The sequence below is a fragment of the Mixta gaviniae genome (assembly GCF_002953195.1).
Lineage (GTDB): Bacteria > Pseudomonadota > Gammaproteobacteria > Enterobacterales > Enterobacteriaceae > Mixta > Mixta gaviniae.
In genome coordinates this window covers 2,979,406-2,994,507 of record NZ_CP026377.1, presented here as the reverse complement: position 1 = coordinate 2,994,507, position 15,102 = coordinate 2,979,406, and the positions used below count along the sequence as shown (strand labels likewise).

Annotated in this window: 12 protein-coding genes and 1 pseudogene; 7 read left to right on the top strand and 6 right to left on the bottom strand. The window is 60.9% G+C overall.

Annotated features, from left to right (window positions below):
- Positions 1-88: 88 nt before the first annotated feature.
- The 3 genes from C2E15_RS13965 to C2E15_RS13955 all read right to left on the bottom strand — a co-directional run bounded on the left by C2E15_RS13965 (position 89) and on the right by C2E15_RS13955 (position 3,619).
- Entirely contained in the window at positions 89-1,492 is a 1,404-nt protein-coding gene (locus C2E15_RS13965; protein WP_104957907.1) for a hypothetical protein, read from the bottom strand.
- Between the two features lie 151 nt (positions 1,493-1,643).
- Positions 1,644-2,504, bottom strand: coding sequence for a deoxyribonuclease IV (gene nfo, locus C2E15_RS13960; protein WP_104957906.1), 861 nt, complete (start codon positions 2,502-2,504; stop codon positions 1,644-1,646).
- A 38-nt stretch (positions 2,505-2,542) separates the two neighbouring features.
- On the bottom strand, positions 2,543-3,619 hold the full coding sequence (locus C2E15_RS13955) for a YeiH family putative sulfate export transporter (protein ID WP_104957905.1): 1,077 nt from the start codon (positions 3,617-3,619) through the stop codon (positions 2,543-2,545).
- Positions 3,620-3,726: 107 nt separating this feature from the next.
- Here C2E15_RS13955 and C2E15_RS13950 point away from each other — a divergent pair, with 107 nt between their 5' ends.
- The 6 genes and pseudogenes from C2E15_RS13950 to cirA all read left to right on the top strand — a co-directional run bounded on the left by C2E15_RS13950 (position 3,727) and on the right by cirA (position 10,851).
- Positions 3,727-4,104, top strand: coding sequence for a YkvA family protein (locus C2E15_RS13950; protein WP_104957904.1), 378 nt, complete (start codon positions 3,727-3,729; stop codon positions 4,102-4,104).
- Positions 4,105-4,114: 10 nt separating this feature from the next.
- Entirely contained in the window at positions 4,115-4,981 is an 867-nt protein-coding gene (yieE, locus tag C2E15_RS13945; protein WP_104957903.1) for a DNA-binding transcriptional regulator YeiE, read from the top strand.
- Between the two features lie 138 nt (positions 4,982-5,119).
- Entirely contained in the window at positions 5,120-6,586 is a 1,467-nt protein-coding gene (locus tag C2E15_RS13940; protein ID WP_104957902.1) for an amino acid permease, read from the top strand.
- Positions 6,587-6,831: 245 nt separating this feature from the next.
- A pseudogene (locus tag C2E15_RS13935) lies at positions 6,832-7,905 on the top strand (FecCD family ABC transporter permease); the annotation flags it as partial.
- Between the two features lie 7 nt (positions 7,906-7,912).
- A complete protein-coding gene (locus C2E15_RS13930) occupies positions 7,913-8,698 on the top strand; it encodes an ABC transporter ATP-binding protein (protein WP_104957901.1) in 786 nt (261 codons plus the stop codon).
- Positions 8,699-8,904: 206 nt separating this feature from the next.
- Positions 8,905-10,851, top strand: coding sequence for a catecholate siderophore receptor CirA (gene cirA / locus C2E15_RS13925; RefSeq protein ID WP_104957900.1), 1,947 nt, complete (start codon positions 8,905-8,907; stop codon positions 10,849-10,851).
- Positions 10,852-10,926: 75 nt separating this feature from the next.
- Here cirA and fghA read toward each other — a convergent pair whose 3' ends face one another.
- The 3 genes from fghA to ptrR are packed head-to-tail and all read right to left on the bottom strand — an operon-like array spanning position 10,927 to position 13,813.
- A complete protein-coding gene (gene fghA, locus C2E15_RS13920; protein WP_104957899.1) occupies positions 10,927-11,769 on the bottom strand; it encodes an S-formylglutathione hydrolase in 843 nt (280 codons plus the stop codon).
- Positions 11,770-11,781: 12 nt separating this feature from the next.
- A complete protein-coding gene (locus tag C2E15_RS13915) occupies positions 11,782-12,906 on the bottom strand; it encodes an S-(hydroxymethyl)glutathione dehydrogenase/class III alcohol dehydrogenase (protein ID WP_104957898.1) in 1,125 nt (374 codons plus the stop codon).
- A complete protein-coding gene (ptrR, locus tag C2E15_RS13910; RefSeq protein WP_104959186.1) occupies positions 12,893-13,813 on the bottom strand; it encodes a putrescine utilization regulator PtrR in 921 nt (306 codons plus the stop codon). Before ptrR ends, C2E15_RS13915 begins: the two co-directional genes overlap by 14 nt.
- Positions 13,814-13,917: 104 nt before the next feature.
- Here ptrR and C2E15_RS13905 point away from each other — a divergent pair, with 104 nt between their 5' ends.
- Positions 13,918-15,069 carry a YbfB/YjiJ family MFS transporter gene (locus tag C2E15_RS13905; protein WP_104957897.1) on the top strand — a complete coding sequence of 384 codons (1,152 nt, stop codon included), beginning with the start codon at positions 13,918-13,920 and terminating at the stop codon, positions 15,067-15,069.
- Positions 15,070-15,102: the final 33 nt, after the last annotated feature.

The window sequence follows — 15,102 nt, the reverse complement described above, 5'->3', positions numbered from 1 at the left end:
AACAATGCCAGCCCGCGGGCTGGCATTTTTTTTATCTGACGGCGGATAAACTGGCAGTAGATATCGGGCAGCACAACCCGAAGATAAGCTAGCGGCTGATGCTGACGTCGCTCAGCGCCACCGGCATCATTTTGCCTTTCACATGGCGTTGCAGCGGCAGAAAAATATTCAGATCGTTTAAAAATGCCGACTCGGTTTTCACCTTGCCCTCATCGTTTTCCTGTTCGCAGCTGACGCGCCAGTAGCTGCCGCTAAAGGCGGCATTCAGCGCGCGCGCATCCCCTTTTTCCATCACTTCGCAACGCTCGGTCAGCCGGTTAAGCTTTTTCTCCTCGCCCACATCGCCATCTTCAACCGTGGTGACGTAGCGCTCTCCCTGATAGAGCGGGAAACGCAGCGTGGTCTGCAGCGAGCGGGTTTGATTCGGCACATGGCTGATAGAGAGGGCGGACTGCAGCTGGATGGCATTGGCGAGCATGATGCGCTGCCCCTTGAACAGGCGATAGTCTTCCAGGCGCACCAGCAGCCCATCGGGGCGTGCGTCGAGGGTATAGTTCACCTTATCGCCGCTGGTGCCGCTTTCCGTCCAGCGCAGCCGATGAAATTTCGGCATCGCCCAGTTTTTCACCAGCCCCTGCGCCTGCGCGGTCAATGCCGCATCAAGCGGGAACTGCGCCAGCCACTGGGTTGAGTTATCGCCGAACTGTGGCAGCATCGGCCGCAGCAGAGAATCATCGGCAGGGGCGCTTTTACTGACGTAGCGCCCGAGACCGCGATAGTCGCCGGGGGTGGGGAGCCGGCAGATGGCGTCAAACGCGGCGACGGTTGCCGGGGTGTTCTCAAAACTGTCGGCGCGGCGGATAGCCTCTTTATCAACCAGCCCATCGGTGACGCGCCCCTGCGGGTCAACATCCAGCGCGCCAACCACTTTATCCGCCTTATTGCCGCAGTGGTACAAATGCAGCTCAATTTTGAAATTATAGGGCGCGTCGTAGGGGGGATCCCAGCTGATTTTATCGTAGCCGAAGCCAACACGAACCACGAGGTTCTCGCCCGCCCGCACAATATTAGCGCGGTCGATAAGCGTGGGCACGTCCCAGCGGTTCTTTTTCTCAACGTAGACCCACTCCGCTTCTTTAATCTTCGCGTCACAGAGCTGCGCGATCTGCTCCGGCGTGGTCTCCGGCGCCGGCTGCGGCGGCGCGTAGCGGGCCAGGTTCTCGCCGTAGAAGCGGTGTTCCTTCAGGCCCTGGTTATCCAGCAGATCCCAGTAGAGTCGGTAAGCCTTACGCTGAGTACAGTCAATCGCCGACCAGCGCTGCACCTGGCGTTCATCGCTGAAGGTGAGGTTGGTGACCATATTGATCTGGTTATGCAGGCGCATAATCATAAACGGGTTGACCCAGACGGACTTGATGGTTTTCGGCTGGGTCTCAGCGCCGGCGGGTGCGGCGATGGCTGCAGCCAGCAGCAGCAAAGCAGAGCGTTTCATGTGGTACTCCCTGTAGACGAAATCAGCATCCTTTATCGGCGTGATGCGGTGATACTTCAGCGGTTTTAATCTTTTGCCGCACCGCCACGGCAATAAAAAGCAGACGGCGTGCGCCGTCTGCCCGGTGTCATGCCCCGGCGTAAGCCGCGGCTTATTCGACGCTGGCCGCGTCGCGCTGCTGCGACTTCAGCCAGGCGATCTCATCTTTCCAGATATCGGGATTGATGGTCTCCAGAACCAGCGGAATATTGTCGAAGCGGCTGTCTTTCATCAGCCAGCTAAACACCGTGGTGCCGATATTGCCTTCGCCCAGGCTGTGATGGCGGTCGACGCGGCTGGCGTAAGCGCTTTTCGCGTCGTTAAGGTGCATGCCGCGCAGGTACCGGAAGCCGACGATGCGATCGAACTCGGCGAAAGTCGCTTCGCAGTCCGCTTCACTTCGCAGATCGTAGCCGCCGGCAAAGGCGTGGCAGGTATCGATGCAGACGCCGACGCGCGATTTATCTTCAACGCCGTCGATGATCGCCGCCAGATGCTCGAAACGGTAGCCAAGGTTGCTGCCCTGACCGGCGGTATTTTCAATCACGGCGGTAACGCCGTGGGTGTTATCCAGGGCAATATTGATCGATTCGGCGATGCGCTTCAGGCAGTCCGCTTCATCAATCTGATTCAGATGGCTGCCGGGATGGAAGTTAAGCAGCGACAGGCCCAGCTGTTCGCAGCGCTGCAGCTCATCGATAAAGGCGGCGCGCGATTTTTCCAGCGGCTCCGCCTGCGGATGGCCGAGGTTAATCAGAAAACTGTCGTGCGGCAGGATCTGGGCGCTGCTGTAGCCATACTTTTCACAGGCGTTGCGAAAGGCGCTGATGGTCGCCGGCGTCAGCGCGGCTGCGCGCCACTGACGTTGGTTTTTGGTAAACAGCGCAAACGCGGTCGCTTCGAGTTCATGGGCGCGCTGCACCGCCTGATCCACTCCGCCTGCCGCGCTGACATGGGCGCCGATAAATTTCATGCCGTTCTCCTGTTAATGACCTGACCTGAGCAAACCGGTCATGATAACTGATGCGCCAGCGGCATGAAATGGTGAACCAGCAGGTTAAGCGCGCCGCCGCCGACTATCAGCCAGATAAACAGCAGCGCCCCCAGCAGCAGCGGGCGCACGCCCGCCTGCTTCAGCGCGCTGACGTGCGTCGTCAGCCCTAATGCCGCCATCGCCATCGCCAGCAGCAGCGTATCGACCGCGTTGATGGCGGCGATCCAGCTGGCGGGCAGCAGATGCAGCGAGTTAAACAGCGCCACGACGATAAACAGCAGCGCGAACCACGGGAAGGGCAGGGCGCGCTTCTCGCCGTGGCCGCCCGGCGTCAGCCGCTGCAGGCGCGCGGCGAGCAGCAGCAGGAACGGAGCCAGCATCATCACCCGCAACATTTTGGCGATCACTGCCGCGTTTTCCGCTTCCGGCCCGATCGCATGGCCCGCCGCGACCACCTGCGCCACTTCATGTACCGTCGAGCCGGTGTAAATGCCGAACTGCGTCGCGCTCAGTTCAGGCCAGAGCTGGTGCGCCAGCGGCCAGAGCAGGGGATAGATAAAAATCGCCAGCGTGCCAAACAGTACTACCGTGGCGATCGCTACCGCCACTTTCGACGCCTGAGCTTTCACTACCGGTTCGGTTGCCAGCACCGCCGCCGCGCCGCAGATGCTGCTGCCGGCGCCGATCAGCCAGCAGGTCTCCCTGTCGAGTCGCAGCCAGCGGCGGCCCAGCCAGCAGGCGAGCAGAAAGGTGGAGCTGAGCGTTAGCGCGTCGATCAGCACGCCGCTGACGCCCACGTCAGCGATCTGCTGGAAGGTAAGACGAAAGCCGTAGAGAATAATGCCGAGCCGCAGCAGTCGCTGTTTGGCCAGCAGCACGCCGCTGTCGCAGGCGCGATGCAGGCGCGGATAAAGCGTATTGCCGAGTATTATGCCGAGAACGATCGCCAGCGTCAGCGCGCTCAGGCCCAGCGCGGCGACATGAGGCTGGGCGCCCGCCAGCAGCGCGACGGTGGCGATTGCCGCCGTCAGCAGCAGGCCAGGCAGCCAGCGGGTCGGGGACAGATGCGATTTGGTAAAGGTTAATTCAGCCATAGTTCGACTCCTCTCTGTTGCGAAGAGTCTGCCCATCGCTGGCTTAAAAGAGAAATTGATTATATATTTATTATTAATCGATATAAGTGGTATAGCGCGGAGAAACTATGTTTGGTCGATTACGCCGCTGGGCGCGGCTTATTAAGAGAGATTCGCTCACGCTGTGGTTCGCCTGCCGCGATCCGCGCACCCCGCTGTGGCTGAAGCTAATGACCGGCGTGCTGGTGGCCTATGCCTTTAGCCCCATCGATCTGATCCCCGATTTTATCCCCATTCTCGGCCTGCTGGATGATGCGATCATCGTGCCGCTCGGCGTGATGCTGCTGCTGCGCCTGCTGCCGAAAGAGATCCGCCTCAGCAGCGAAGCGCAGGCGGAGCAGCGGCGGCGTAAAGGTAAAAAGGTGGTCAGCCGCGTTGGGCTGGCGATGGTGCTGCTGATTTGGCTGGCGGTGATCGTCTGGTGCGTCAGACATTTTATGGCCTAGGGAAAACGCCATGCACATTACGCTGCGTCAGATAGAAGTATTCACCGAGGTGCTGAAAAGCGGCTCGACGACCCAGGCTTCGCAGCAGTTGGCGTTGTCGCAGTCGGCGGTCAGCGCCGCGCTGGCCGATCTCGAAGCACAGCTTGGGGTGCAGCTGTTCGATCGCGTCGGCAAACGGCTGGTGCTGAATGAGCATGGCCGCCTGCTTTATCCGCGCGCGGTGGGGTTGCTGGAGCAGGCCGCCGATATCGAACAGCTGTTTCGTGAGGATAACGGCGCCATCCGGCTTTACGCCAGCAGCACCATCGGCAACTACCTGCTGCCCGGCATGCTCGCCGTCTGGCGGCGCGACTATCCGCAACTGCCGCTGGAGCTGAGCGTCGGCAACAGCCAGGACGTGATTAACGCGGTAGCCGACTTTCGCGTCGACCTGGGGCTGATCGAAGGGCCTTGTCATCTGAACGACATCGTCAGCGAACCCTGGCTGGAGGATGAGCTGGTGGTGTTCGCCGCGCCGGATGCGCCGCTGCTGCAGCGGCCGGTAACGCTGGAAAGCCTCGCCGCCGCGCCCTGGATCCTGCGCGAGCAGGGATCCGGCACGCGGGAAATCGTCGATTATCTGTTGCTGTCGCATCTGCCGCAGTTTCAGCTGGCGCTGGAGCTGGGCAACTCGGAAGCGATCAAGCATGCGGTACGCCACGGCATGGGCATCAGCTGCCTGTCGCGCCGGGTGATCGCCGAGCAGCTGGAAACCGGCTCGCTGGTAGAGGTGGCGATTCCGTTGCCGACGCTGTCGCGCACGCTCTACCGCATCCATCACCGGCAGAAGCATATCTCGCGCGCGCTGGCGCGCTTTCTCAGCTACTGTCGCGAGTAGCAAACGCGGCGACGCGGGCCGTTGCTAATAATCGCGGCCGCATCATGAAGGTAACTTATAACGGCAGGTTATCGCTATACTTGACCGAACAGCTTGCTACAATCGCGCCTCATTTTTACCCATTTACAGCGTTTAAATATGGTTCAGGATAAAAAAACAACACAACAACCTGGGTTGCAGCGCGCTTTGAAAGCGCGCCATTTAACCATGATCGCCATCGGCGGCTCTATCGGCACCGGGCTGTTTGTCGCCTCGGGCGCCACCATCTCCCAGGCGGGGCCGGGCGGCGCGCTGCTCTCCTACGCGCTGATCGGCCTGATGGTCTATTTTCTGATGACCAGCCTCGGCGAACTGGCGGCTTTTATGCCGGTTTCCGGCTCTTTCTCCACCTATGGTGCCAAATATGTCGAAGAGGGTTTTGGCTTCGCGCTTGGATGGAACTACTGGTACAACTGGGCGGTCACTATCGCCGTTGACCTGGTGGCATCACAGCTGGTGATGAGTTACTGGTTCCCGGATACGCCGGGCTGGATCTGGAGCGCCCTGTTCCTTGGCCTGATGTTCCTGCTGAACTACATTTCAGTAAAGGGCTTCGGCGAAGCGGAGTACTGGTTCTCGCTGATCAAAGTGACTACCGTGATTATTTTTATCGCCATCGGTGTGCTGATGATCGTCGGTATTCTGCGCGGCGGCGAAAGCGCCGGCTGGCAAAACTGGCACATTGGCGAAGCGCCGTTTGCCGGCGGCTTCTCGGCGATGATCGGCGTGGCGATGATTGTCGGTTTCTCCTTTCAGGGTACCGAACTTATCGGTATTGCGGCGGGCGAATCGGAAGATCCGGCGAAAAACATTCCGCGCGCGGTGCGTCAGGTCTTCTGGCGCATCCTGCTGTTCTATATCTTCGCCATCCTGATCATCAGCCTGATCATCCCTTACACTGACCCGAGCCTGCTGCGCAACGACGTGAAAGATATCAGCGTCAGCCCCTTCACGCTGGTGTTCCAGCATGCGGGCCTGCTCTCTGCGGCGGCGGTGATGAACGCGGTGATTTTGACCGCGGTGCTGTCGGCGGGCAACTCCGGCATGTATGCCTCTACCCGTATGCTGTTTACGCTGGCCAGCGAAGGCAAAGCGCCGCGTATTTTCGCTAAGCTGTCGAAAAACGGCGTGCCGCGCAATGCGCTCTACGCCACCACCGTGGTCGCCGCGCTCTGCTTCCTCACCTCGAAATTCGGCAACCAGCAGGTTTACCTGTGGCTGCTGAACACCTCCGGGATGACCGGCTTTATCGCCTGGCTGGGGATCGCCATCAGCCACTATCGCTTCCGTCGCGGCTATGAAATGCAGGGGCACAGTCTGGCGGATCTGCCTTATCGCTCCGGCTTCTTCCCGCTCGGTCCGATCTTTGCTTTTATTCTCTGCCTGATTATTACCCTCGGACAGAACTATCAGGCGTTCCTGTCGGACACCATCGACTGGTACGGCGTGGCCGCCACCTATATCGGTATCCCGCTGTTCCTGCTGATCTGGTTCGGCTACAAGCTGGCGCGCCGCACCCGCTTTGTACGCTACCAGGATATGGAATTTCCGCGCTTCGGTGAGTAACCGTTAAGGCCATTTCGATGATAATCAAGGCGCGACGCAGGTCGCGCCTTTTTTATGGGCAACGCGGATGTTACAAATTGCATTGATAAGCATTATCATTTGTTTTATTGTTCCAGCCCTTACCGTTACGCCTTTTTGACGCCAGCGGAAGAGCGGAGCGGGCAGCGCCGCCGTGAAGGCGCCGGCGCATGCCGTTAAAGGCGGGCCCGCCGCGTCTGACAGAACGGATATTGACAGGATTTAACATGAGTGTGACACATGATTCTGCGCAGGTTTCCCACAGCGCGCCGCCCGCGCAGGTAATGGGACGCTACCGCCAGCTTTTACGCCAGCGCCTGCTGCTGATGAGCGTTTTGTTGCTGGCGATCCTCGCTTCGCTGGTTCTCGATTTTACCCTGGGTCCCTCCGGCCTGACGCTGGATACGCTATGGCATACGCTGCTGCAGCCAGACAGCGTCGATGCCGGTACGCGGGTGATCGTCTGGGAAATCCGTCTGCCCTATGCACTGATGGCGGTGGTGGTGGGCCTGGCGCTCGGCCTGGCCGGCGCGGAGATGCAGACCATCCTCAATAACCCGCTCGCCAGCCCCTTTACCCTCGGCGTTTCGTCCGCGGCGGCATTCGGCGCCGCGCTGGCGATCATTCTCGGCATCGGCATCCCCGGCATCCCCGACCAGTGGTTTATCTCCGGCAACGCCTTTATCTTTGCGCTGTTCGCCGCCCTGATGCTGGATGGCGTCACGCGCTGGACGCGCGTCGCTACCTCCGGCGTAGTGCTGTTCGGCATTGCGCTGGTGTTCACCTTTAACGCGCTGGTATCGATGCTGCAGTTTATCGCCAGCGAAGATACCCTACAGGGGCTGGTGTTCTGGACCATGGGCAGCCTGGCGCGCGCCTCCTGGCAGAAGCTGGCGATCCTGAGCTTCGCGGTACTGATACTGCTGCCGTTCTCCTTAAAAAGCGCCTGGAAGCTGACCGCGCTGCGCCTCGGCGAAGATCGCGCCGTCAGCTTCGGCATCGACGTGCGCCGCCTGCGTCTCGGCACGCTGCTGCGTATCAGCATTCTTTCCGCGCTGGCGGTGGCTTTTGTCGGACCGATTGGCTTTATCGGCCTGGTGGCGCCGCATATCGCGCGCCTGATCTTCGGCGAAGATCACCGCTACTATCTGCCCGCCAGTGCCTTAACCGGCGCGCTGGTGCTGTCGATGGCGTCGGTCGCCTCGAAAAACCTGATCCCGGGCATCATTATTCCGGTCGGCATCGTCACCTCGCTGGTGGGCGTGCCGTTCTTCCTGACCATTATTCTGCGCAACCGGGGAACGTCTGATGGAAGGCCTGCAGATCCGCGCGTTTCATACCGGCTATCCGAAGCGCAACGTTATTGAAAACCTGAACGTGCCGCAGCTGCCGCGCGGCAAAATCACCGTGCTGCTGGGGCCGAACGGCTGCGGCAAATCGACGCTGCTGCGCGCGCTGGCGGGGCTGAATCAGGCGCGCGGCGAGCTGTGGCTCAACGGCGAAGAGCTGATGGGTCTGCCGTTCGCCCGTCGCGCCGAGCGGGTGGTCTATCTGCCGCAATCGCTGCCGGCCGGCGTGCATCTCCACGTGCTGGAGTCGATCATCGTCGCCCAGCGCGCTTCCGGCGGCCAGGGCGGCGCGGCCAGCGAAGCGGAAGTGATGGCGCTGCTGGAGCAGCTGGGCATCGCCCATCTGGCGTTAAGCTATCTCGATCAGCTTTCCGGCGGGCAAAAGCAGCTGGTGGGGCTGGCACAGTCGTTAATTCGGCGTCCGCACTTATTATTACTTGACGAACCGTTAAGCGCGCTGGATTTAAATTACCAGTTTCACGTGATGGATCTGGTGCGGCGCGAAACGCGGCGGCGCAATATTGTCACGGTAGTGGTGGTGCATGATATTAATATTGCGCTGCGTCACGCCGAACATGTATTAATGCTGCAGCAGGGCCGCCTGATTGCTGACGGCGCGCCGGAAAAGGTGATCACCGCCGAGAGTCTTGCCGAGGTCTATGGCGTGCGTGGCCGCATCGAGCTTTGCTCGCAGGGCACGCCGCAGGTGTTGATTGACGGACTAGTGGCGGAGCCAGGGCTGTAAGTTTCGCCGCGTCTGCATACTCTTATTATTCGCAGGCGCAGCAGAAAGGGTGGAATAAATAAATTAGCAGGCAATTTATTCCACCAATAATAAATAGATTGATTCCGTTTTAAACACCTTCTTTTTTGCAGGCGCCGGGTTGCGCCTTTTCAATGTGGGCATGAGCGTAAATTTATTTTTGTGACTTTTACCTCATGGAGAGAAATATGTTTCGCTTAAATGCTGTGATGCGCGCAGGCCTCTGCACGTCTGTTATTTGCCTGGCGCTGCCGGTTTACGCCGCCGGGGAAGATCACAACGATACGATGGTGGTCACCGCCTCAGCAAATGAGATCAACTTACAGGACGCGCCAGCCAGCATCAGCGTCATCACCAGCGAAGAGATTAAGCGCAAGCCGGTGCAAAACCTGCGCGACGTACTGCGCGAAGTGCCGGGCGTACAGCTCACCGACGAAGGGGATAACCGTAAGGGCGTCAGCCTGCGCGGGCTGGACAGCAGCTATACCCTGATCCTGATCGACGGTAAACGCGTCAGCTCGCGCAACGCGGTATTCCGCCATAACGATTTCGACCTCAACTGGATCCCGGTCGATGCCATTGAACGTATCGAGGTGGTGCGCGGGCCGATGTCATCGCTCTACGGCTCCGACGCGCTGGGCGGGGTGGTTAATATCATCACCCGCAAGGTGGGCAAAGCCTGGCACGGCACCCTGAGCGCCGACACCACGCTGCAGGCGCATCGCGATCGCGGCGACAGCTACAACGGCAACGTCTTTACCAGCGGCCCACTGATTGACGACCTGCTCGGGGTGAAGGTGTACGGTAACCTCGGCAAGCGCGAAAAAGATGACGCGCCCTCTAACGGCGATTCGCCGCGCATTGAGGGCTATACCAGCCGCAACGGCAACGCCGAATTCACCCTGACGCCCGCCGATAATCAGGAGATCGGCTTCGGCTACGGCTTCGACCGTCAGGATCGCGCTTCCGACTCGCTGGATAAAAACCGCGTCGAGCGTCAGAACTACAGCCTGAGCCATAACGGCCGCTGGGGCTTCGGCAATACCGAGCTGCGCTTCTACGGCGATAAGATCGATAACTACGCCAGCGACGTTATCACCTCGCGCAATAACAGCCTCGACGGCAAGCTGGTGCTGCCGCTGATGGAGATCAACCAGCTGCTGACTTTCGGCGGCGAATGGCGTCACGATAAGCTAAGCGACAGCGTCAACCTGAAAGGCGGCGGCAGCACCTCCGCCAGCCAGTATGCGCTGTTTGTTGAAGATGAGTGGCGGCTGCTGGAGTCGCTGGCGCTGACCGGCGGCGTGCGCATGGACGATCACGAAACCTACGGCGATCACTGGAGCCCGCGTCTCTATCTGGTGTGGAACGCCAGCGATACCCTGACGGTAAAAGGCGGCTGGGCCAATGCATTTAAAGCGCCGTCGCTGCTGCAGCTCAGCCCCGACTGGCAGACCCAATCCTGCCGCGGCAGCTGCTCTATCGTCGGCAGCCCCGATCTGAAGCCGGAAACCAGCGAAAGCTTTGAGCTGGGGCTTTACTGGCGCGGTGATGAGGGCTGGCTCGACGGCGTCACCGGCAGCGTGACCGCTTTCCAGAACAACGTCGACGATATGATCAGCATTTCGCGCACTTCCAACAAAGCCCTGGCGCCCGGCTACAGCAACTATGTCGGCCCGGATGAGAACGGTAACCCGATGTTCCGCTACTACAACGTCAACAAAGCGCGCATTACTGGCCTCGAAACCGAGCTGAAGGTGCCGTTTAATGACAGCTGGAAGCTGACGCTGAACTACACCTACAGCGACGGACGCGATCTCAGCAACGGCGGCAACAAGCCGCTGCGCGAGCTGCCGCTGCATACCGCCAACGGCACGCTGGACTGGACGCCGCTGAGCGACTGGAACCTCTATCTGCAGGCGAACTACTCCGGTCAGCGTCGTACGCTGAATGATGACGGTGTCACGCCGGGCGGTTATGTGCTGTGGAACAGCGGCGCCAGCTGGCAGGCGACCAAAGCGGTGAAGCTGCGCGCGGGCGTACAGAACCTGCTGGATAAGGATTTCAGCCGCGACGATTACGGCTACAACGAGGATGGCCGCCGCTACTTCCTGGCGATGGATTACAACTTCTGAGAAAGGGAAAAGGGCGGCCGCGGCCGCCCTGGAGATCCGCGCAGCGCGCCCTGATGAACAACAGGGCGCGCTTTTTTATGCCAGCAGATGCTGCGCGTGGAAGCGCAGGTGATCTTCAACGAACGAGGCGATAAAGAAGTAGCTGTGATCGTAGCCCGGCTGAATGCGCAGCGTCAGCGGCCAGTTCGCCTGTTGCGCCACCGCTTCCAGCCGTTCCGGCTGCAGCTGATCGGCAAGGAACTGATCGCTGTCACCCTGATCGATCAGCACCGGCAGCTGCGCCGACGACGCCTGCATCAGCAGGCAGCTGTCATACTGCTGCCACTGCTCGCGATCCTCGCCCAGATAGGCGCTGAACGCTTTCACGCCCCAGGGTACCGAAGCGGGATTAACGATCGGCGCGAATGCCGACGCCGAGGCGAAGCGGTGCGGATTGCGCAACGCCAGCACCAGCGCGCCGTGGCCGCCCATCGAATGCCCCATGATCGACTGACGATCGCTGACCTTGAAGTTGCTGGCGATAAGCGTCGGCAGCTCCTCGTTCAGGTAGTCATACATACGGAAATGCTGGCGCCAGGGCGCCTGCTTCGCATTCAGATAGAAGCCTGCGCCCTGGCCGAGATCGTAGGCGTCGTCGTTCGGCACGTCTTCGCCGCGCGGGCTGGTATCCGGCATTACCAGCACCAGGCCCAGCTCCGCCGCCACGCGCTGCGCGCCTGACTTAACCGCGAAGTTCTCATCGGTGCAGGTCAGGCCTGCCAGGCACCACACCACCGGCGGCGGGGTATCGCTTTTCGGCCCCGGCAGGAAAATGCCAAAGGTCATATTGCAGCCCAGCACCGACGAGTGATGACGCCAGCGCTGCTGCCAGCCGCCAAACAGGCGATGCTCTTCCAGTAATTCCAGTGTTGTTGGCATGACGTCTCCCGTTTATTTACTGAAATGCACCACGGAGCGAATCGATTTGCCTTCGTGCATCAGATCGAACGCGTCGTTGATCTCTTCCAGCGGCATGGTATGGGTAATAAAATCGTTCAGCTGGAATTTACCGTCGAGGTAATCCTGCACGATGCCCGGCAGCTGGGAACGGCCTTTCACGCCGCCGAAAGCGGAGCCGCGCCAGACGCGTCCGGTCACCAGCTGGAAAGGACGGGTAGCGATCTCTTCGCCCGCGCCGGCCACGCCGATAATTACCGACTCGCCCCAGCCTTTGTGGCAGCACTCCAGCGCGGAACGCATCACGTTCACGTTGCCGATACACTCGAAGGAGAAATCGACGCCGCCGTCAGTCATCTCAACGATCACATCCTGAATCGGCTTGTCGTAATCTTTCGGGTTCACCAGATCGGTCGCGCCGAGCTTACGCGCCAGGTCAAACTTGCTGGTGTTAAGATCGATACCGATAATGCGGCCCGCTTTCGCCATCTTCGCGCCGATAATCGCCGACAGGCCGATGCCGCCGAGACCGAAAATCGCCACGGTGTCGCCTTCTTTCACTTTCGCCGTGTTCATCACCGCGCCCATGCCGGTGGTGACGCCGCAGCCCAGCAGGCAGACTTCTTCCAGCGGCGCTTCTTTGCTGATTTTTGCCAGCGAAATCTCCGGTACCACGGTGTATTCGGAGAAGGTCGACGTACCCATATAGTGGAAAATCGGCTTGCCGTCTTTAAAGAAACGGGTGGTGCCGTCCGGCATCAGCCCTTTGCCCTGGGTGGTGCGGATCGCCTGGCAGAGGTTGGTTTTGCCAGAGAGGCAGAATTTACATTTGCCGCATTCCGGGGTGTAAAGCGGGATCACATGGTCGCCCACTTCAATGCTGGTGACGCCTTCGCCCACCGCTTCCACAATGCCGCCGCCCTCATGGCCGAGGATCGCCGGGAAGACGCCTTCCGGATCTTTGCCCGACAGGGTGTAGGCGTCAGTGTGGCAGACGCCGGTCGCCACGATGCGCACCAGCACTTCGCCTTTTTGCGGCGGCATCAGATCCACTTCTTCAATCTTCAGCGGCTCGCCTGGGGCCCAGGCAACGGCGGCGCGGGTCTTAATCATTTCCATTTATACACTCCTGAGGATGCATCAACTCATCGTTAACGGGTTTGTCGTCAAACTGTTCAATTATTAAATACTTCAGCGCTTCCACATTGGGGGTAAACGCATCGCGCCGCCAGATAAGCCAGGTGGCGGTGTCGCGGAATCTGTCCGGCAGCCGGTGCGACTGCACCCGCTCGCGTGCCGGCATCTGCGCCAGCACCGATTCCGGGATCAGCGCCACGCCGGCGCCGCTGGCGACGCAGGCCATCATCGCGTGATAGGACTGGATCTCCATCACGTTGTGCGGCTGCACGCCGCTGTCGCGGTACCACTCCTCCAGCAGCAGACGGTAGGAGCAGCTGGTGCGAAAGGCGAAAACCGTATCGCCGCTGGCGTCAGCGGCGGAGCGGATCGGCGCATGATCAATGCTGGAGATCAGCGTCATCTGCTCGCGAAAGGCGATGCAGCCGTTCAGCTCGTCATAGTTGGCCGGCCCATCGACCAGCGCCGCCGCCAGCGTGCCTTCACGTACCCGGTCGATAATCTCACCGGAGGTGCCGGTGATCAGCGACAGCGCCACCGTCGGATAACGCTGGTGGTAGGCGGCCAGCAGATTCGGCAGACGCGTGGCGGCGGTGCTTTCCATTGAGCCGAGCGCGAAATTGCCGCCCGGCTCGCCGGTACGCGCCATGCTCAGCGCCTCTTCGCTCAGCGCCAGAATACGTTGCGCGTAGCAAAGGAAATTATGGCCCATTGGCGACAATCGCAGGCGCTGTTTTTCACGAATAAACAGATCCACCCCGATCTCCTGCTCCAGCTGGCGCAGGCGCGTGGTCAGGTTAGAAGGGACCCGATGCAACTGCTCTGCGGCGCGCGCCACCGAACCGGTTTCCGCCACCGAACAGAACATACGTAACTGGACTAAATCCATCTGTTCTCTTACCGTAATCAAGTTTGTTATAAACATTCACTTTCCGTGAGTGTAAACCCTGGGCATGATAGGCGCAACTGCTAATCAGAAAAGATAATGTCGCTATGTGGAAAACAGAGAGGAAACCGGGAGCGGGGCGTGTGGCGTTAAGCGCGCTACTGTCGCTGGTGGTGGCGATGGGTATCGGGCGCTTCGCCTTTACGCCGCAGGTGCCGCTGATGATCGCCGATGGCCAGCTGACGCTCGCCAGCGCCAGCCTGGTGGCGGCGCTCAACTATCTGGGCTACCTGTGCGGATCGTTCGATGCGATGCGTGCGCGGCGGCATGTGGAGCGGCGGCTGCATGCCGGCGTCTGGGGAGCGGTGGCGCTGACGCTGCTGTCGGCGCTGCTGCACGATCCCTGGCTGCACGGCGCGGCGCGCTTCGCGATCGGCTGGGCCAGCGGCTGCGCGATGGTGCTGGTGGCGGCCTGGAGTAACGAACGGCTGCAGCAGCTTGGCAGGCCGGGCTTATCGGCGGCGGTCTTCGCCGGGCCGGGCATCGGTATTTTCCTCAGCGGCCTGCTGGCGGTGCTGCTCAATGCGTGGCACGTCGGCGCCGCCGCCGCCTGGCTCGCCTATGGCATGCTGGCGCTGCTGCTGGTAGCGCCGATCGCGGTCAACCTGCCGCGTCGCGGCGAGCTGCATCGCCCGGAGCGCGCGCCCGCGCCGCTGCTGCTGGACGGTAATCTGAAGCGGCTGGTGCTGAGCTACAGCCTTGCCGGATTCGGCTATATTCTGCCCGCGACCTTTCTTTCCCAGCTGGCGGCGGCGCGCTTCCCGCATAGCCTGTTCGCGCAGTTCGTCTGGCCGGTGTTCGGCGGCGCGGCGGTAATCGGCATCGCGCTGGGGATCCTGACGCGTCGCCGGGCCGCCACGCATCTGCGGCTGGCGGTCGCGCTGTGGGCGCAGGCGATCGGCGTATTTATCGGCGGCCTGCTGCCCGGCCTCGGCGGGCTCGCGGCAGGCGCGCTGCTGACCGGCGGCGGCTTTCTCTGCGTGGTGCAGCTGACGCTGCAGTATGGCCGCGAGCTGGCGCCACAGCATATGCGCTACCTGGCCGGGCTGCTCACTACCGGCTACGCCGTCGGCCAGCTGGCAGGGCCGCTGCTCTCCTGGCTTTCCAGCCTGCTGTGGCATCGGCTGGAGCCGGCGCTGTTCGTGGCGGGCGCGGCGCTGCTGCTGGCCGGCGCGCTGGTCTGGCGCCGCGCCCCATGAACGGATTTCAGGCGCGATTAAAGGGATTCACTG